This window comes from Microvirga yunnanensis (genome assembly GCF_025460875.1).
In genome coordinates, this window is record NZ_JAMXFI010000045.1 from 1 (window position 1) to 18,399 (window position 18,399).

Consider the following 18,399-nt stretch of genomic DNA (forward strand, 5'->3'; position numbering starts at 1 on the left):
AAGGGGACCCGGCTTTCGGGAGCAATTCGAAGCCGAGCAAACCGAGCGGCGTGGCACGGCCCTCGGACGAGCCGCATTCTCTCGGCGCCCTGCTGACGCTGGCTTTTCCCGACCGGATCGCGAAGGCGCGGGGCAAGCCGGGCGAGTACCTCATGGCCAATGGGCGCGGCGCCGCGCTCGAGGCGCATGAGCGGCTGGCCCGGGAGCCTTATCTCGCCGTTGCCGAAATCGCCGGCGGCGCCGCGTCGGCGCGCATTCTGGCGGCCGCCGCCCTGTCGCCCGAAGAGATCGAGAGCCTGTTCGGCGAGACGATCGAGCAGCGCGACGAGGTCGCCTTCGACCGGCAGGCCAGGGCCCTGCGAGCGCGCGGCGTCCGCCGTCTCGGGGCCCTGCTCCTGAACGAACGGCCTCTGAAAGTACCGGCGACCGACGAGGCGGCACGGGCCCTGGCCGAAGGTCTCGCGTCCCTGGGGCTCGATGCCCTGCCGTGGTCGAAGGCGCTCGCGCAATGGCGCGAACGCGTGATGTTCCTCCGCAAGGCCGAGGGCGAGGAATGGCCCGATCTGTCCGACGAAGCCCTGATCCGGACGGCCGAGGAGTGGCTGGCTCCCCATCTCATCGGCAGAACCGGCTTGAACGACATCGGTCCCGATCTCCTGAGCGAGGCCCTGCGCGCGCTCCTGCCCTGGAACCTGCAGCGGCGTCTCGACACGGAGGCCCCGACCCATGTGGAAGTGCCGACCGGATCGCAGATCCCGATCGATTACGGAGCCGAGGAAGGGCCCGTTCTGGCCGTGCGCGTACAGGAGCTGTTCGGCCTCGACAAGCATCCGACCATCGCGGCCGGGCGGGCGCCGCTCATCCTGCACCTGCTGTCGCCGGCCCAACGCCCGATTCAGATCACCCGTGACCTGCCGGGCTTCTGGCGCGGCTCCTGGGCGGCCGTGCGCGCGGACATGCGCGGGCAGTATCCCAAGCATCCCTGGCCCGAGGATCCGCTGACGGCTCCGCCGACGCGGCGCGCCAAGCCGCGCGGGACCTAAAGCATCGGACCCAAAAGTGGACTTGCACTTTTGGGATCCATCCGATGCATTCTTCTTGAATGAGAGCATCGGTCAGAACGGAAAACCGGATCCACTTTTCACTGGCGTGGCCCTTCGGGTCGCTGACGCGGCCCTCTGGGTCCGTCCGATGCTCTAGAGCATCGATCCCAAAAGGGGACCCACATTTGGGGTCGGATCCGGTGCTCTAATGCCGGAACGACTCGATCAGCCGCTCCGCCGTGGCGGGGTTCAGCGCCATGGGGATGTTGTAGACGAGGGCGAGGCGCATCAACGCCTTCACGTCCACGTCGTGGGGATGGGGCGAGAGCGGATCGACGAAGAAGAAGAGGGCGTCGATCTTTCCCTCGGCGATCAGGGCGCCGATCTGCTGGTCGCCGCCGAGCGGGCCGCTCTTCAACCGCGTGACCGAGAGGGATGGGCAGCGCTCCATGACACGCCCGCCGGTGGTGCCGGTGGCGAACAGGACGAAGGGCCGGATGTCGTTCTCATACCTGGCCACGAAATCGGCCATGGCGTCCTTCTTGGCGTCGTGGGCCACGAGCGCCAGCGTCAGTTGCTTCATGGGCAGGGCCGCTCAATTGCTCCAGCGGTCACGCCACTGCATCTCGCCGGCCATGCAGTTGGTGCGCGGAGGGGACTGGATACGCTCGATCAGCGGCTGGGCGGGCATCAGGTTGGCAACTTCCAGCAGGATCTTGGTCTTGATCGCCTCGATGAACTGGTCGCGCTCCCGCACCGGAACGGTGAACGAGCCCTGGCCGCCGATGACGCAGTCCCTGTAATAGATGTCGAGATCCGGAATGTCGAGATAGCCGGGCTGGCGCAGCATGATCGGCAGGCCGTTGATGGTGATGCCCTTGGCGAGGGCCGCGTCCCGTGCCTCGATCACGAGCCGCCCCTGATTGTTGGGGCCGTCCCCCGACACGTCGATGACCCGCCGGGTCGCGTTGAGGCCGCTCTCCTCGAGAAGCTTCACGCTGAAATCGATGGCGCTCGAGATCGAGGTCCTCTGCGCCCGGCGCAGGGGCGTGGACGAGATCCTGTCCGCAAAGGCCATCAGGCTCTCGGAATTGTCGAGAACCGTCCAGGGAACGATCACCTTCTGGTCCGGCGAGCCGGCCCATTCCATGTAGGTGACGGCGATCCTGCCCAGCATCCCGCCGCGGATCGCATCATGGACGAGCTTGGACCGGAACGCCTGGGCGAAGCCCTCCCGCTGCAGGGCCTGCTCGTCCGTATCCATGGAGAAGGAGATGTCGACGGCCAGAACGAGGGCCAGGTCGACCTCGGTCTCCGGCTGCGCCCGGGCCGGAAGAGCCAGAAACGCGCAGAGACAGGCCAGCCCTGCGGCGAGGCGGATGAAGCCGGAACGAACCATCGGTGTCTCCTTCTCGGAGCCGGATTGGTCATGAAAGTGTGCCAGCTTCTGAAAGTAAGGCAAGGGCGGGCCCGGACCAGAGGTCGGACTTGGGCATGACGTGGAGGGTGGCGTCACCCGGTGATGGCAGCCTCCACGTCATGGCCGGCCGGCTATCACTCGCCTCGTGCCGGCCATCCCGATGGCTTGAAGCGCGGCGCCTCTCAAAAGCGGGATCACCGGGACGAGCCCGGTGATGACGTGGTGTGTATGTGACCCGCTCCTGCCACCCTCCGCACGTCATGGCCGGCCAGTCATCGCCCGGCTCTCGCCGGCCATCCCGATCTTTTGGGGCGCGGCGCTTCACCGTATCGGGATCACCGGGACAAGCCCGGTGATGACGTGGAGGGTGTGTGACCTAGTGATGCCACCCCCTCACGTCATGGCCGGCCTTGGGCCGGTGATGACACGGGACGGGCTTATGCGCGGGTCGTCGACGCTCGCCGGCTCTCCACCAGGTCAAGGGCGGCCTGGAAGGCGCCATCGGCATCCAGATGCGTCGTGTCCAGGGTCATGGCGTCGGCGGCCGCCTTCAGGGGGGCGGTGCTGCGGTTCATGTCCCGCTCGTCCCGGCGGCGGATATCCACCAGGATCGTCTCGTATTCCGCCTGCTCGCCCCGGCCCAGCAGCTCCCGGTGACGCCGCCGCGCCCGCTCCTCGGGGGTGGCCGTGATGAAGAGCTTCACGTCCGCGTCGGGGCAGACCACGGTGCCGATGTCCCGGCCGTCGAGCACCGCACCCGGCTCCTTTGCGCCGAACTGGCGCTGGAAGGCCAGCAGGGCATCCCGGACCGGCTGGTAGGCCGACACCACGGAGGCGGATTCGCCCATGGCGGCGCCGCGCAGGCGGGCATCGTCCTCCAGGTGACCGACGTCGAGGTTGCGGGCCACCTCCGCGGCCGCGTCCCGGTCGGTGAGCGGGATGTCCCGGTCCATGAGCACGCGGGCGACCGCCCGGTAGAGGAGGCCGGTGTCGAGATGGGCGAAGCCGTAATGCTCGGCCAGGCGCCGGCCCAGGGTTCCCTTGCCCGAGGCGGCGGGGCCGTCGATGGCGATGATCATGGGCTCCCTCAATCCTGGATCGTGGCGCCGAGCTCGCGCATGAGCGGGATGAAGGAGGGGAAGCTCGTCGCGATCATGGCGCCGTCGTCCACGGTCACCGGCTGGGCCGTCGCCAGGCCCATGACCAGGAACGCCATGGCGATGCGATGATCGAGATGGGTCGCCACCGGATTGCCGCCGCCGCGGACCTTGCCGTTCGAGCCGTGAACGAGGAGGTCGTCGCCCTGGATCTCGTGCTCGACCCCGGCCTCCGCGAGGCCTGCGGCCACGGCCGCGAGCCGGTCGGATTCCTTGACGCGCAGCTCGTGCAGCCCCTGCATCCGGGTCGTGCCCTGGGCAAAGGAGGCCGCGACCGCCAGGATCGGGTACTCGTCGATCATGGCCGGCGCGCGGGCATGGGGGACCGTGACGCCGGTGAGGCGGCTGTGGCGGACGCGCAGGTCCGCAACCGTCTCGCCGCCCTCGTCGCGCTCGTTCAGGCGCTCGATGGAGGCGCCCATCTCGATCAGGGTCGTGATGAGGCCGGTGCGCAGGGGGTTCATCATCACGCCCTCGAGCACCACGTCCGAACCCGGCGTGATCAGGGCCGCCACCAGGGGGAAGGCCGCCGAGGAGGGGTCGGCCGGCACCACGATGTCGGTGCCCCGCAGCTCCGGCTGGCCCTGGAGCGTGATGGCGCGGCCGTCGGCCCCGTGAGGGGTGATTTCGACGCTCGCCCCGAAATGGCCCAGCATCCGTTCCGTGTGGTCGCGGGTCGCCTCGCACTCGATCACCGTGGTCCGGCCGGGCGAGTTGAGGCCGGCGAGCAGGACCGCCGACTTGATCTGGGCCGAGGCCGCCGGGGTCTCGTAGGTGATCGGGATCGTCTCCCGCGGGCCGCGCAGGGTCAGCGGGACCCGCCCGCCCTCGGCCTCGCTCACCACGGTCACGCCCATCTGGACGAGCGGATCGAGAATTCGGCGCATGGGACGCTTGCGCAGGGAGGCGTCGCCGTCGAAGGTCGAGGTGATCGGGTGGCTTCCGGCCACGCCCATCATCAGGCGCGAGCCGGTGCCCGCATTGCCGAAATCGAGCACGTCCTTGGGTTCGGTCAGGCCGCCGACCCCCACGCCCGTGATCCGCCACCGGCCGGGCGCCTCGCGGGTGATGGCGGCTCCGAGCACCCGGCAGGCTTCCGCGGTGCGCAGCACGTCGTCGCCCTCGAGCAGCCCCTCGACCCGGGTCTCGCCGATGGACAGGAGGCCGAAGATCATGGAGCGGTGGGAGATCGACTTGTCGCCCGGAACGCGGATGCGCCCCTTCAGGGGCGTTCCAGGCCTGCTGGCGACCGGTGACGGCGATCCGTGCGCGTGCGACATTCTCGGTTCCTTGCTCGGGTTCCTTGAGACTTCTGATCAGGGCGGGCTCCTAACACGCGGTTTTCCCGCCGTCACGCGCAAGCTGGCGCGGGCCCGGGGCTCTCTTGCAATTTCCTATTTGACAAGGCATCCCCTCACGACTAACGGAGCGTTCCCGACCATTCACACTCACAAGGCAATCACCCGTGGCCAAACCGGAACTCGGCTTGAAGCGCCAGTGCATGAGCTGCGGCGCGAAATTCTACGATCTCAACAAGGACCCGGCCGTCTGCCCGAAATGCGGCACCGTCTTCCAGGCCGTGGCCATGAGCCGGGTGGCCGCTCCCGTGGTGGCGCGCGCCGCCGCACCCGATGACGACGACGAGACCGAGCTCGAGGCGACCGGGCCGGAGATGGTCTCCCTCGACGAGGTCGAGGCCGGCGAGAACGAGAAGGACATCCCGGTCGACGACGACATCGACGTGGGCGACGACGTGGCCGACGACGACACCTTCCTCGAGGATGAGGAAGAGGGCGACGACGACGTGTCGGATCTGATCGACAGCGATCTGGAAGACGACGAAGAGGCTTGAACCTCGCAGCAGAGGCGACTATAGAGACGCCTCTGCCGAACACGGCAGACCCCGCGGTGCCCGGCACCGCGGATCGAGATGGGGCCATAGCTCAGCTGGGAGAGCGCTTGCATGGCATGCAAGAGGTCGGCGGTTCGATCCCGCCTGGCTCCACCAATTCCCCAAAACAGCCGCCGCCCAGGCGGCTTTTTTGTTGCGGGACCGGCCCGGATCGCCGGCATCTACATCTAAAGCATAGGAATCGGGGCCGATTCTTCGCCCTTTTTCTCATGGATGTGGCGGCGATCTTCATTTTTAGTCGCAGTGCCTTAAGCTAAGGCAATGTCCTTTTGCCACCGAAAGCGGGAACGATGACGCGCGTCCAGACGAACGGCCTCCAGGTTGCATCGGTTCTTCACGATTTCATCGAGCGGGAGGCGATTGCCGGCACGGGCCTGTCGAGCGCCGTCTTCTGGGGCGGCCTGGCCGGGCTCGTCCGGGACTTCGCGCCCCGCGACCGCGAGCTGCTCGCAATCCGGGACAGGATCCAGGGACAGATCGACGAATATCACCGGGACCGGGCCGGCAAGGCCTTCGACCAGGCGGATTACGAGCGCTTCCTGCGCGACATCGGCTACCTGCTGCCCGAGCCCGAGGATTTCACCGTCCAGACCCAGCACGTGGACGACGAGATCGCCCGGATCGCCGGGCCGCAACTGGTGGTGCCGGTCTCCAACGCCCGCTATGCGCTCAACGCCGCCAATGCCCGCTGGGGCAGCCTCTATGACGCGCTCTACGGCACCGACGCCATCCCGGAGGAGGACGGAGCGACCCGGTCCGGCGGCTACAACAAGGCCCGCGGCGCCAAGGTGGTCGAGCGCGCCCGCGAGGTGCTGGACCGGGCCGCACCGCTCGCCGCCGGCAGCCACCGGGATGCGGTCTCCTATGCCGACCAGGGCGGGGCCCTCGTCGTCACCCTGCAGGACGGCACCGAGACCGGCCTGATCGATCCGACCCAGTTCATCGGCTACCAGGGCGAGGCCGCCAGCCCGACCTCCGTGCTCCTGCGCCACAACAACCTGCACCTGGACATCCGCATCGACCGCTCGCATCCGATCGGCGCCGAGGACCCGGCCGGCATCGCCGACGTGGTGATGGAATCGGCCGTCTCCACCATCATGGACCTGGAGGACTCGGTCGCCGCGGTGGACGCCGAGGACAAGGTGCAGGTCTATCGCACCTGGCTCGGGCTGATGAAGGGCGACCTCGTGGAGAGCTTCGAGAAGGGGGGCAGGACCGTCGAGCGCCGTCTCAATCCGGACCGGGTCTACAGGATGCCCAACAGCGGCGAACTGCGCCTGCACGGGCGCAGCCTCATGCTGGTGCGCAATGTCGGCCACCACATGTTCACCGATGCGGTGCTCGACGAGGAAGGCCGCGAGATCCCCGAGACCATCCTCGACGCGGCCGTCACGTCGCTGATCGCCATCCACGACCTCAAGGGCTCCGGGCCGATCCGCAACAGCCGCGCGGGCTCGGTCTATATCGTGAAGCCCAAGATGCACGGGCCCGACGAGGTGGCCTTCGCGAACGACCTCTTCGGCGCCGTCGAGGACATGCTGAATCTCTCCCGCAACACGCTGAAAATGGGCATCATGGACGAGGAGCGGCGCACCACCGTCAACCTCAAGGCCTGCATCAAGGCGGCGGCCGAGCGCATCGTGTTCATCAACACGGGCTTCCTCGATCGCACCGGCGACGAGATCCATACCTCGATGGAAGCCGGCCCGATGGTCCGCAAGAACGACATGAAGGCGACCGCCTGGATCAAGGCCTACGAGGACAACAACGTCGATGTGGGCCTCCTCTGCGGCCTGCCCGGCAAGGCGCAGATCGGCAAGGGCATGTGGGCGGCGCCCGACAAGATGGCCGACATGCTGGCGCAGAAGATCGGTCATCCGCAGGCCGGCGCCAACACCGCCTGGGTGCCGTCGCCCACGGCCGCGACGCTCCATGCGCTGCATTACCACGAGATCGACGTTCCCGTGCGCCAGGAGGAGCTGAGGGAGCGTCCGCGCGCGAAGCTCACCGACATCCTGACCATTCCGGTCTCGCAATCGAACTGGGCGCCCGACGCGGTGCAGCAGGAGCTCGACAACAACTGCCAGGGCATTCTCGGATACGTGGTGCGCTGGATCGACCAAGGCGTCGGCTGCTCCAAGGTGCCGGACATCCACGATGTCGGCCTGATGGAGGACCGCGCCACCCTGCGCATCTCGAGCCAGCACATCGCCAACTGGCTGCGTCACAGCATCGTGTCGAAGGACCAGGTGATGGAGACCCTGCGCCGCATGGCTGCCGTGGTGGACCGGCAGAACGGGGGCGATCCGCTCTACCGTCCGATGACGCCGAAATTCGAGGGTCCGGCCTGGAACGCGGCCTGCGACCTGATCTTCAAGGGCGCCGAGCAGCCCAACGGCTATACCGAATGGATCCTGCACGCCCGTCGTCGCGAGGCGAAGGCCGGTGGAGCACCCGACCGCAGCGAGGAAAGCGGCGTCAAGACAAAAGCCAAATAAGAGGAACCGGGCGTCGCGGGTGCGGCGCCCCGTTCGTTCAATCGTCCCGGTCGGCCGGGCCAAGCGCGAGCGCGTTGACCGTGCCGCCGATCAGGTTGCGGCTCAACAGGTGCTCGGTCGTGAGCGCGAAGCGCACAGGCGTCAGGCTCGCCGGCAGGGCCGCGATCCAGTCCTTGAGCCGGCGTGCGGCCGCGACGGCCTCGTCCCGCTCGACCGCCTTGAAGCGCAGGCTCATGCCCGGGCGCAGCTGCGCGAAACGGGCGAGATCGGCGCTGATCACCGTGGCGATCTTCGGGTAGCCCCCGGCCGTCTGCCGGTCGCGCATCAGCACGATGGGCTGGCCGCTGCCCGGCACCTGGATATGGCCGTCCACGATCCCGTCCGACACGATGTTGAATCCCCGGGCATGCGCGAGGCGCGGCCCGGTGAGCTGGAAGCCCATGCGGTCGGCCTGCGGGCTGACGGTGAATTCACTTTCCAGGAGCAACGAAATGGTTTCCGGCGTGAAGTAATCGTCCTGCGGGCCGAGCATGACCCGGATCGGCCCCGCCTCCTCGAGGGGGTCGAGACCGAGCTGCATGGGCTCGCGGTCCTGCGCTTCGGGGCGGCAGGGAAGGCGGTCGCCGGCCTTCAGCGGAGCGCCTTTCAGCCCGCCGAGCCGCGAGCGGAGATGGAACGAGAGGCTTCCGAGTTCAGGCTCGACGGCGATTCCTCCGGCGATGGCGAGATACGCGAAGGTGCCGGTGCGCGGATGCCCCACCTCGAGGCTCTGCCCCTCCTTGAGCACGACGGAAGTCTGCGGGGCGACGGGCGTCCCGTCGATGCTCAGCGAGCATCCGGCGCCCGCGAGCGCCACGTGCAGGTCCCCGCCCTCGCAGGTGAACGCGCCGCCGAGGTTCATGAACTCGATGGCCGCCATGTCGGGCGGGTTGCCGACGAGGGCGTTCGCCATGGCCAGGGCGCGCCGGTCCATGGCTCCGGACGGAGAGACGCCGAAGCCCTGATAGCCGATGCGTCCGCGATCCTGCAGGGACGTCATGGGGCCGCAGGACGTGATGACGAGATCGCTCATGGGCTCACCTCCTCGGCGACCGGTTCTCCGGCCCGGACGGCCTTCTCGAGAGCCTCCCAGCGCGAGGCGTCGACGGGCTCGAACACGATCTCGTCGCCGGCCGCGAACAGGAAGACCGGATCGCGCCCGGGCGCATAGGGCCGGACGGGCGTCAGGCCGAGATTGTGCCAGCCGCTCGGCATGTCCATGGGGGCGATCCCCGCCTGCTCGCCGCCGATCATGATCGTGCCGGCCGGGATCTTGGCCCGGGGATGGAGCCGCCGCGACGTGGCGATCCGCTTGTCGAGGCCGCCGAGATAGGTGAAGCCCGGCAGGAAGCCGATCATGTAGATCCGGTAGACGGCCGAGGAATGGATCTCGATCACCTGGTTGGGAGTCAGGCCGTGCAGGCTCGCCACCTCGTCGAGATCGACGCCGTACTCGCCGCCGTAGACCACCGGCACGCGCCAGCGCCGTCCGACCGCCCTGCGCGGGGCCAGATCCTTCGTCGCCTCGCCCAGGAGCCCGGTGAGGGCGTCATAATCCATCGTCGCGGGATCGAACTGGATCGTGAGGGAGCGGTAGGTCGGCACCGTCTCGATCAGGCCGGCCGGAGCCTGCGCCCGCACGATGGCGTCCAGCGCCAGAACCATCCCGTTGATGTCCGGGTCGATCGTCTCTCCGAACTCGACGGTCACGGCGCTGTCGCCGCAGGGGAGTATTTTCGGTGTCGGCACAAGGCACCTGTTGACAATCCGGGACGGCCAGACAACCCGCATCTCATATTGCAGCCGATCCGGCAACGGGGCGGCGATCCCCGGCGCCATGCGCCGGAAGCAGACGAGGGCCTTGCCCGGGGATCATCCCGGCATGCTTCTTTTTGCTAAAGCATTGGACGTGAAAAGTGGACTTGCACTTTTGGGATCCATCCGATGCTTTCTTCTTGAATGAGAGCATCGGTCAGAACGGAAAACCGGGGCCACTTTTCACTGGCGTGGCCCTTCGGGTCGCTGACGCGGCCCTCTGGGTCCGTCCGATGCTCTAGGCTCACCCTCACGGCGCCCTCCGTGGTATGCCACCCTTGCAATGATGCCTGGAGCCCAGGCTTTGATGGAGGAGATCATGACTTTGACATCCAGGACGGCCGTCGTGACCGGCTCGACCAGCGGCATCGGCCTCGCCATCGCCCGGGCCTTCGCCAAGGAAGGCGCCAACGTGGTTATCAACGGCTTCGGCGACGCGGAGGCCATCGAGAAGGAGCGCGCCGGCATCGAGCGCGAGTTCGGCGTCAAGGCGATCCATTCGCCGGCCGACATGTCGAAGCCGCACGAGATCGAGGAGATGATCCGGCTTGCCGAGCGGACCTTCGGGGGCGTCGACATCCTGGTCAACAATGCGGGCATCCAGTTCGTCTCGCCGGTGGAGAACTTCCCGGTCGAGAAATGGGACCAGATCATCGCGATCAACCTCTCGTCCGCCTTCCATGCCATCCGGGCCGCCGTGCCCGGCATGAAGGCGCGCCGATGGGGCCGCATCATCAACACGGCCTCGGCCCATTCCCTGGTCGCCTCGCCGTTCAAGTCGGCCTATGTGGCGGCCAAGCACGGCATCGCGGGCCTCACCAAGACGGTGGCCCTGGAGGTGGCCACCGACGGCATCACGGTCAACTGCATCAGCCCCGGCTATGTCTGGACGCCGCTGGTCGAGAAGCAGATTCCCGACACCATGAAGGCGCGCAACCTGACCAAGGAGCAGGTGATCAACGACGTGCTTCTGGAGGCCCAGCCCACCAAGCAGTTCGTCACCGTCGATCAGGTGGCGGCGCTCGCCGTCTTCCTGTGCTCGGACGCGGCGAGCCAGATCTCGGGCGCCAACCTGTCCATGGATGGCGGCTGGACGGCGAAGTAAGGGCAGCAATGCCCTTCCGGGTCTCGCTTCGCTCCGCCCGACCCGTCCCGTCATCACCGGGCTTGTCCCGGTGATCCCGCTGGCTTGAGATGCCGCGCTCTTCCGATCGAGATGGCCGGCACGAGGCCGGCCATGACGGGAGAGGGTGCGCGAATGGCCCCGACGGGCCAGGCCATGACGGGAAGGCCGCATCCCCTCGGACGGTGTCCGCCCTAAGCTCGCGCGAACGCGTCGGTCGCTTCGATGAGATGATGCGTGATGCCCGGCTCGCTCACCGCGTGGCCGGCATCCGGCACCATGATGAACCGGGCTTCCGGCCAGGCCTTGTGCAGCTCCCAGGCGGTCTTTGGCGGCGTGGCGATGTCGTAGCGGCCCTGGACGATCACGCCGGGAATGTCTTTCAGGCGGTGGGCGTTGCGGATGAGCTGCCCGTCCTCGAACCAGCCCTCATGGACGAAGTAGTGGTTCTCGATCCGGGCGAACGCGACCGCGTAATGCTCGTCGCCGAACTGGTCGCTGTACTCCTGGTTGTGCAGGAGCGTGATCGTCTCGCCCTCCCACAGGCTCCAGGCCCGGGCGGCCTTCGCCCGGACGGCGGGGTCGGGATCGACCAGGCGCCTGCGGTAGGCGGCCATCAGGTCGCCGCGCTCCTCTTCCGGGATCGGCGCCAGGAAGCCCTCCCACTTGTCCGGGAAGATCCAGGAGGCGCCCTCCTGGTAGTACCAGAGCAGCTCCGGGCGACGCAGGGTGAAGATCCCGCGCAGCACCAGCTCGGTCACGCGGTCCGGATGGGTCTCCGCATAGGCGAGCGCCAGGGTCGAGCCCCAGGAGCCGCCGAACACCATCCACTTGTCCACACCGATCATGGCGCGCAGGCGCTCGATATCGGCCACGAGATGCCAGGTGGTGTTGGCCTCCAGGCTCGCATAGGGGGTCGAGCGGCCGCAGCCGCGCTGGTCGAAGAGCAGGATCCGGTATTTCTCCGGGTCGAACAGCCGGCGCTGAGTCGGCGTGCAGCCGCCGCCCGGCCCGCCGTGCAGGAAAACCACGGGTTTCCCTTTCGGATTTCCGCACAATTCCCAATAGACCCGGTGGCCGTCGCCGACATCGAGCATGCCGTGATCGTAGGGTTCTATTTCGGGGTAGAAGGTGCGCATCGCGAGAGCTCCATCAAGGGAAGCCTCACCCATAGCCGGGCGAGGGGAGGCTGTCAGCCGTCGAAGGGTTTGTGAGCCGGCTTCGAACCCCCTAGCGCGTCGTTCAACTGTCATATAGTTTTGCAACTGGGGAACAAGGGTAAAAATGCCCAACCACATTGGAGGACGAGGATGTTGACGAAACGCGCCAGCCTGAAGCTGGCTACGGCACTGGCCGCTCTCATGGTCGTCGGTTCGGCTCAGGCCGCCGAGAAGCTGCGGCTCCTGACCTGGGCCGATTACGTCCCGAAGGACGTGATGGATCAGTTCACCAAGGAAACCGGCATTGAGGTCGAGGTCACGCTCTCGAACAACGAGGAGATGATCTCGAAGCTGCGCGCCACGCAGGGCGCCGGGTTCGATCTCGTCCAGCCGAGCCAGGACCGCATCGCCGGCCCGCAGGCGGAGTTCGGCATCTACAAGCCGCTCGACCTGTCCAAGCTCAAGTCGGACCAATTCATCGCATCCATGCTGGAAGCGACCAAGAAGAACACCACCGTCGAGGGCAAGGTCTACGGCGTTCCCCACATCTGGGGCACGGATGGTCTCATCGTGAACACCAAGGCCGCCCCGAAGGTCGCCGATTACAACGATCTCTGCGATCAGGCGCTTGCCGGCAAGACCAGCTTCCGCGCCAAGCGCCCGGCGCTCATCGCCTTCGCGTTCGCCAACGGCATGGACCCCTTCGCGTCCTACAACGACCCGAAGGCCTACACGGCCATGATGGAGAAGGTCGGCGCCAAGCTCGCCGAGTGCAAGAAGAGCGTGAAGTTCTTCTGGGACGGCAAGGACCAGCTCCTCAACGCCCTGCGGTCCGGCGAAGTGGTGGCCGCCATGGCCTGGGACACGGGCGGCTGGAAGCTCAACTCCGAGAACCCCGACATCAAGTTCATCGCGCCCAAGTCCGGCGCCCTGGGCTGGGTCGACACCTTCGCGATCCCGGCCAAGGGCCGCAACGACGACGCGGCCTACAAGTGGATCAACTTCAACATGAAGCCCGAGGTGGCCGCGAAGGTCGCCGCATCGGCGGGCAACTTCACGGCGTCCAACGGGGCCGACAAGCTCATGCAGGGTAAGCTGAAGGACCAGTTCGCCGAGAGCTTCCCCAAGGCCGCCATCGACAACATCAAGTGGTATCCGGCGGTGCCGGCCGGCATCGAGGAGATCGAGGGCAAGATCCTCGACCGCCTGAAGGCCGGTTCGTAAAAGCCCATCCCGGAGTATCGTCATCCCCCGGCGAGCACCGGATCCAAATGTGGCAGCCACTTTTGGATCCGGTGCTTGTTTCCAAAGCGCGTCGTTCGAGGCGGAGAACCGGTTTCACGCTTCCGCCCGATGCGCTTGACCGGGGGATGACCTTTTGCGCGGCAGCGTCATGGCAGATTCAACCCATCCAGCGAACGACCTCGACATCGTCGGCGTCACCAAGCGCTTCGGCGGCCATGCGGCCGTCGACGACGTGACGTTCGGCGTCGCTCCCGGGGAGTTCTTCTCGATCCTCGGGCCGTCGGGCTGCGGCAAGACCACCCTGATGCGCATGATCGCCGGGTTCGAGCATCCGACCTCCGGCGACATCCGCATCCGCGGGCAGTCGATGATCGGCGTTCCGGCCAACCGGCGCCCGGTCAACATGGTGTTCCAGAGCCTGGCGCTCTTTCCCATGATGAGCGTGGGCGAGAACGTGGCCTACGGGCTCGTCTGCCGGGGCATGCCGCGCGAGGACGCGCAGGCGCGCGCCGAGCGCATGCTGGAGCGCGTCGGCCTCAAGGGATTCGGCGGGCGCCGCGTGACGGCCCTGTCGGGCGGCCAGCGGCAGCGCGTCGCCATCGCCCGCTGCCTCGTGCTGGAGCCGACGCTCGTGCTCCTCGACGAACCGCTCGGGGCGCTCGATCTCAAGCTGCGCGAGCACATGAAGATCGAGCTGAAGCAGCTGCAGAGCACCTTCAACACCACCTTCGTGTACATCACGCACGACCAGTCCGAAGCGCTCGTCATGTCCGACCGCATCGCGGTGATGAACCAGGGACAATTCGAGCAGGTGGGAAGCCCGCGCGAGCTCTATCACAGCCCGGCCACGCCCTTCGTGGCGAGCTTCGTGGGCGAGACGAACCGCCTCCAGGGCGAGATCGTGTCGTCGTCGGACGGAACCGTCGCCCTCCAGCTGCCCTCGGGCACGGTGACGCGAGGCACGGGCCGCGCCCCGCAGAAGGCCGCGGTCGCCTTCGTGCGGCCCGAATCCATCGCCCTGGCGCCGAGCCAGCCGGCCTTGCGCGATCTCCCGAACCGCTTCGAGGGCCGCGTCTCGGCGGTTCTCTTCGACGGCGCCAATTCGAGCCTTCTCATCGACACCCTGGGCTTCGACCAGCCGGTGCGGGCCGTGCTGCCGCAGGCGGGGCCGCTCGCGGGCATCGAGGTCGGGGCGCCGATCCATGTGGGCTGGGCGGCGGACGCCATGAAGGTCTTTTCCGCATGATGACCAGGCAAGCCTCGCGCCTCACGCTCTTCCTGCTGCTCGCGCCCGCGATCCTGTGGCTCGGGCTCCTCATCGTGCTGCCGCACGTGGAGATCCTCGTCCTGTCCTTCAGCGAGCGGGTGGCCCCGCGGGTCTATGCCTTCGGGCTCGGAAACTATCTCGAGTTCTTCACCGAGCCGCTCTACTGGCGCACCTTCGCGCGCACCGCCTTCATGTCGATCCTGGTCACGGCCCTGACCCTGGTGCTCGCCTTCCCGATCGCGCTCTACATCGCCCGGGTGGCGCAGGGACGCGTCAAGGCGATGCTGCTGCTGCTCTGCCTCCTGCCGTTCTGGGTGTCGGAGCTGGTGCGCACCCTCGGCTGGATGATGCTTTTGCGCGAGACCGGCGTCGTCTCCTACGCGCTGCGGGCCGTCGGCCTCGCCGACCAGCCGGTGGAGCTGCTCTACAACGACGGCGCCGTGATCCTCGGCCTCGTCTATGGCGGGCTGCTGTTCATGATCGTGCCGCTCGCCAACGCGCTGGAAAGCCTGGAGCCCGCCGTCGTGGAAGCAGGCTTCGATCTCGGCGGCAGCCGCTGGACGGTGCTGCGCCGGATCGTCATTCCCCACGCGATGCCTGGCATCGTGGCGGGCTCGATCATCGTGTTCATGCTCACCGTGGGCAACTTCGCCACCTCGGTGCTGCTCGGGGGCAAGAACGGCCTGTGGTTCACCGAGCAGATCTATGCGCAGTTCATCACGCGCTTCAACTGGCCCCAGGGCGCGGCTTTCGGCATGCTGCTCCTGCTGCTCTCGTCCGCCATCGTGTGGCTGGGCCTGCGCCTCACCGGCCAGAGCCTGGGCTCCACCCTGAAGCAGGCGTGATCCCATGAACCGACCGTCCCTCGCCTGGAAGCTCTACATCGCGGCGTTCTACCTCTTCCTGTTCGCGCCGCTGCTGGTCGTGGCGATCTTCGCCTTCAACGCGAGCCCGTTCCCGTCGCCGCCCTGGCGTGGTTTCACCCTCGAATGGTTCACCGGCTCCGGGGCGGTCTTCGGCAAGCCGGGCGTGCTGGCCGATCCGATCTGGCTGGACAGCATCGGCAACAGCTTCAAGGTCGCGATCCCGGTGGCGCTCCTCGCCGTGGCCCTCGGCACGGTCAATGCCTGGGTGCTGGAGCGGGCCGAGTTCCGCGGCAAGACCCTGCTCGCCATGATGATGCTCTGGCCGCTGGTGATCCCGGGCGTGGTGCTCGGCATCTCGATCCTCGCCTTCTTCTCGCGCGTGGCGAACGGGCTCGAGGATTTCTTCCAGACCGATCTCGATCTCCTCCGCCCCGGGCTCCCGCTCGTGATCCTGGGGCAGCTCTCGTTCATCCTCACGATCGCGACGCTCATCATCGCGGCGCGCCTGCGCAAGTTCGACCGGTCGCTTGAGGAAGCCGCCTTAGATCTCGGGGCGAGCCGCGCCAGGGTGCTGCGCACGATCACGCTGCCGTTCCTGAGCCCCGCGCTCATCGGCGCCGGGCTCGTGGCGCTGCTGATGTCGTTCGAGAACTTCAACACCACCCTGATGCTCGTCGGCTCCGAGCCGCCGCTGCCGATCACCATGTACGGCCAGATGCGCGAGGGCGCGACGCCGGCGATCAACGCGGTGAGCCTCATGCTGATGCTCGGCGTCGGCGGCATCGCGAGCCTCTTCGCGCTCACGTCGAAGGCGGAGCGGTAATTTTTCTTCGCCGTCATCACCGGCCTTGTGCCGGTGATCCCGATCAAAAGAGCGCCGAACTCAAAGCAATCGGGATGGCCGGCACAAGGTCCGGCCATGACGGAGACGGATGATCCCAGGGGCGAGCCGACGATCCCGGGGCGCTCACCGGCCCCAGGTGCGCTCCAGGACGTTGACCCAGTTCTCGTAGCAGAGCTTGCGCAGGGTCGCATCGTCGTAGCCGTGGCGGCGCATGGCGTCGACGAGGCGGGGCAGGCCGCGCACGTCGCCGATCTCGGCCGGGATCGTCGCCCCGTCGAAGTCGGAGCCCAGGCCGACGCCGTCGACCCCCACATGCTCGATCAGGTGGTCCATGTGGCGGATCATCTCCTCGAGCGGCGTGTCGTCGTTGCGCTGACCATCGGGGCGGATGAACGAGGTGGCGAAGTTCACCCCCACCATGCCGCGGCTCTCGCGGATGGCCGCGAGCTGCTTGTCGGTGAGGTTGCGCGAGTGCTGGCAGATCTCCCACGCGTTGGAATGGGTGGCGACGAGCGGCGCGTCCGAGAGCCGGGCCACGTCCCAGAATCCCTTCTCGTTCAGGTGCGAGAGGTCGATCATGATCTTGAGCCGGTTGCACGCGCGCACCAGGGCGAGCCCGCGATCCGTGAGGCCCGGTCCCGTGTCCGGCGTCGAGGGGTAGCTGAACGGAACCCCATGGCCGAAGATGTTGGGGCGGCTCCAGACCGGCCCGATGGAGCGCAGGCCGCTCTCGTGGAGCACGTCGAGCAGGTGCAGGTCCGGGTCGATGCCCTCCGCGCCCTCGATGTGCAGGACCGCCGCGAGCCTGCCGGCGTCGAGGCACTGGCGGATATCGGCCGCGCTGCGGCAGATCTTCATCTCGCCCTTCGAGGCGCGCTCGATCCGGATCAGCAGCGAGGCCATGTGCACGGTGACCTGCTGGCTCGCCGCCAGGGACAGCTGCGGCGGCAGGGGCACGTCGTAGCGCGACTGGGTCATCAGCGCGTCCACGTCGACGCCGACGCTGTCGGACGGCACGTAGACGGCGAAGAACCCGCCGACGAAGCCGCCTTCCTTCATGCGCGGCCAGTCGAGGTGCCCGATATTGTCGCCTTCGAGAAAGGCCTGTTCCGGCTGGATCTTGCCGCGCATCAGGCGGAGGAGGACATCGTTGTGGCCGTCGAAGACCGGCATCAGGGGGGAGCGGGACATGGGTTCGTGCCGAGCGGTTGGGGTGAATGTCAGGATCAGCCGGCCAGGGAGCGGACCGGCTCTTTCGCGTCTCTCGTGAAGCCCTGGCTCGCCTGGATCAGGGACTGGGTATACGCGTTCGAGGCCACTCCCGAGCGCAGGGCCTCGGAGGTGGTCTCCTCGACGGCCTCGCCGTGGCGCATGACCAGGAGACGTTCGCACAGATGGGCCACGACCGCGAGGTCGTGGCTCACCAGGATATAGGTCAGCCCCATCTTGCGGCGCAGATCGTCGAGCAGGTTCAGGATCTCCGCCTGCACGGAGGCGTCGAGCGCCGAGGTCGGCTCGTCGAGGAGCAGAACCTTCGGGCGCAGGATCAGCGCGCGCGCGATGGCGATGCGCTGGCGCTGCCCGCCGGAGAGCTGGTGCGGATAGCGGAACCGGAACGAGGGGCCCAGGCCCACCTCGCGCAGGGCCTGGAGGATGCGGGCCTCCTGGTCCTTCTCGCCGTGGATGGCGAGCGGTTCGGACAAGGTGCGGTCGACCGTGTGGCGCGGGTGAAGCGACGCATAGGGGTCCTGGAACACCATCTGGACCGTGCGGTAGAAGTCCTTGCCGCGCGGCGTGGTGACGGCCCGACCCTCGACCAGGACGCGCCCGGCGGTGATCGGCGCCAGGCCGCAGATGGCGCGCAGGACCGTCGACTTGCCCGAGCCGGACTCGCCCACGAGCCCGTAGGCGGCGCCGGGCTCCACATGGAAGCTCACGTCCTTGACCGCGTCGACCCTCAGGCGGCCCGTGCCGAAGACGACTTGAAGATTCTGAATATCGAGCATCGGA

Annotated in this window: 17 protein-coding genes and 1 tRNA gene; 9 read left to right on the forward strand and 9 right to left on the reverse strand. The window is 67.5% G+C overall.

Annotation, left to right across the window (positions count from 1 at the left end; translation table 11 throughout):
- Window positions 1-1,043, forward strand: a 1,043-nt coding sequence (locus NF876_RS21315; RefSeq protein ID WP_315975061.1) for an ATP-dependent helicase C-terminal domain-containing protein, incomplete at its 5' end; no start/stop codon positions are given.
- A 205-nt stretch (window positions 1,044-1,248) separates the two neighbouring features.
- Here the strand turns inward: NF876_RS21315 and NF876_RS21320 are convergent.
- The 4 genes from NF876_RS21320 to aroA all read right to left on the reverse strand — a co-directional run bounded on the left by NF876_RS21320 (window position 1,249) and on the right by aroA (window position 4,900).
- Window positions 1,249-1,626: a methylglyoxal synthase gene (locus NF876_RS21320; protein ID WP_262270644.1), complete on the reverse strand. Its 378-nt coding sequence runs from the start codon at window positions 1,624-1,626 to the stop codon at window positions 1,249-1,251.
- Between the two features lie 12 nt (window positions 1,627-1,638).
- Window positions 1,639-2,442, reverse strand: a complete 804-nt coding sequence (locus tag NF876_RS21325) for a DUF1194 domain-containing protein (RefSeq protein ID WP_262270645.1) — start codon at window positions 2,440-2,442, stop codon at window positions 1,639-1,641.
- A 458-nt stretch (window positions 2,443-2,900) separates the two neighbouring features.
- A complete protein-coding gene (gene cmk / locus NF876_RS21330) occupies window positions 2,901-3,542 on the reverse strand; it encodes a (d)CMP kinase (RefSeq protein ID WP_262270646.1) in 642 nt (213 codons plus the stop codon).
- 8 nt (window positions 3,543-3,550) lie between these two features.
- A complete protein-coding gene (aroA, locus tag NF876_RS21335; protein ID WP_262270647.1) occupies window positions 3,551-4,900 on the reverse strand; it encodes a 3-phosphoshikimate 1-carboxyvinyltransferase in 1,350 nt (449 codons plus the stop codon).
- A gap of 185 nt (window positions 4,901-5,085) precedes the next feature.
- Here aroA and NF876_RS21340 point away from each other — a divergent pair, with 185 nt between their 5' ends.
- The 3 genes from NF876_RS21340 to NF876_RS21350 all read left to right on the forward strand — a co-directional run bounded on the left by NF876_RS21340 (window position 5,086) and on the right by NF876_RS21350 (window position 8,030).
- Window positions 5,086-5,472, forward strand: a complete 387-nt coding sequence (locus NF876_RS21340; protein ID WP_262270648.1) for a TIGR02300 family protein — start codon at window positions 5,086-5,088, stop codon at window positions 5,470-5,472.
- A gap of 80 nt (window positions 5,473-5,552) precedes the next feature.
- Window positions 5,553-5,628, forward strand: a tRNA-Ala gene (locus tag NF876_RS21345).
- Between the two features lie 194 nt (window positions 5,629-5,822).
- The gene (locus NF876_RS21350; RefSeq protein ID WP_262270649.1) at window positions 5,823-8,030 is read left to right on the forward strand and encodes a malate synthase G; all 2,208 of its coding nucleotides are present in this window, start codon (window positions 5,823-5,825) and stop codon (window positions 8,028-8,030) included.
- 37 nt (window positions 8,031-8,067) lie between these two features.
- Here the strand turns inward: NF876_RS21350 and NF876_RS21355 are convergent, their stop codons facing one another.
- Window positions 8,068-9,102: a 5-oxoprolinase subunit C family protein gene (locus NF876_RS21355; protein WP_262270650.1), complete on the reverse strand. Its 1,035-nt coding sequence runs from the start codon at window positions 9,100-9,102 to the stop codon at window positions 8,068-8,070.
- Window positions 9,099-9,860, reverse strand: a complete 762-nt coding sequence (pxpB, locus tag NF876_RS21360) for a 5-oxoprolinase subunit PxpB (protein WP_262270690.1) — start codon at window positions 9,858-9,860, stop codon at window positions 9,099-9,101. Before pxpB ends, NF876_RS21355 begins: the two co-directional genes overlap by 4 nt.
- 343 nt (window positions 9,861-10,203) lie before the next feature.
- On the opposite strand from pxpB, the gene NF876_RS21365 reads away from it, so the two are divergent.
- On the forward strand, window positions 10,204-10,989 hold the full coding sequence (locus NF876_RS21365; protein WP_262270651.1) for a 3-hydroxybutyrate dehydrogenase: 786 nt from the start codon (window positions 10,204-10,206) through the stop codon (window positions 10,987-10,989).
- A gap of 212 nt (window positions 10,990-11,201) precedes the next feature.
- On the opposite strand, the gene pip is transcribed toward NF876_RS21365, so the two are convergent.
- Window positions 11,202-12,146 carry a prolyl aminopeptidase gene (gene pip, locus NF876_RS21370; protein ID WP_262270652.1) on the reverse strand — a complete coding sequence of 315 codons (945 nt, stop codon included), beginning with the start codon at window positions 12,144-12,146 and terminating at the stop codon, window positions 11,202-11,204.
- Between the two features lie 171 nt (window positions 12,147-12,317).
- Between pip and NF876_RS21375 the strand changes: the two genes are divergently transcribed.
- The 4 genes from NF876_RS21375 (at window position 12,318) to NF876_RS21390 (ending at window position 16,368) form a co-directional block, all read left to right on the forward strand.
- On the forward strand, window positions 12,318-13,391 hold the full coding sequence (locus NF876_RS21375; RefSeq protein ID WP_262270653.1) for an extracellular solute-binding protein: 1,074 nt from the start codon (window positions 12,318-12,320) through the stop codon (window positions 13,389-13,391).
- Window positions 13,392-13,560: 169 nt separating this feature from the next.
- Window positions 13,561-14,658 carry an ABC transporter ATP-binding protein gene (locus NF876_RS21380; RefSeq protein WP_262270654.1) on the forward strand — a complete coding sequence of 366 codons (1,098 nt, stop codon included), beginning with the start codon at window positions 13,561-13,563 and terminating at the stop codon, window positions 14,656-14,658.
- Window positions 14,655-15,524, forward strand: a complete 870-nt coding sequence (locus NF876_RS21385) for an ABC transporter permease (RefSeq protein ID WP_262270655.1) — start codon at window positions 14,655-14,657, stop codon at window positions 15,522-15,524. Before NF876_RS21380 ends, NF876_RS21385 begins: the two co-directional genes overlap by 4 nt.
- Before the next feature lie 4 nt (window positions 15,525-15,528).
- On the forward strand, window positions 15,529-16,368 hold the full coding sequence (locus NF876_RS21390; RefSeq protein ID WP_262270656.1) for an ABC transporter permease: 840 nt from the start codon (window positions 15,529-15,531) through the stop codon (window positions 16,366-16,368).
- Window positions 16,369-16,512: 144 nt separating this feature from the next.
- On the opposite strand, the gene NF876_RS21395 is transcribed toward NF876_RS21390, so the two are convergent.
- On the reverse strand, window positions 16,513-17,580 hold the full coding sequence (locus tag NF876_RS21395) for a dipeptidase (RefSeq protein ID WP_262270657.1): 1,068 nt from the start codon (window positions 17,578-17,580) through the stop codon (window positions 16,513-16,515).
- 35 nt (window positions 17,581-17,615) lie between these two features.
- On the reverse strand, window positions 17,616-18,395 hold the full coding sequence (locus NF876_RS21400) for an ABC transporter ATP-binding protein (RefSeq protein WP_262270658.1): 780 nt from the start codon (window positions 18,393-18,395) through the stop codon (window positions 17,616-17,618).
- Window positions 18,396-18,399 lie beyond the last annotated feature (4 nt).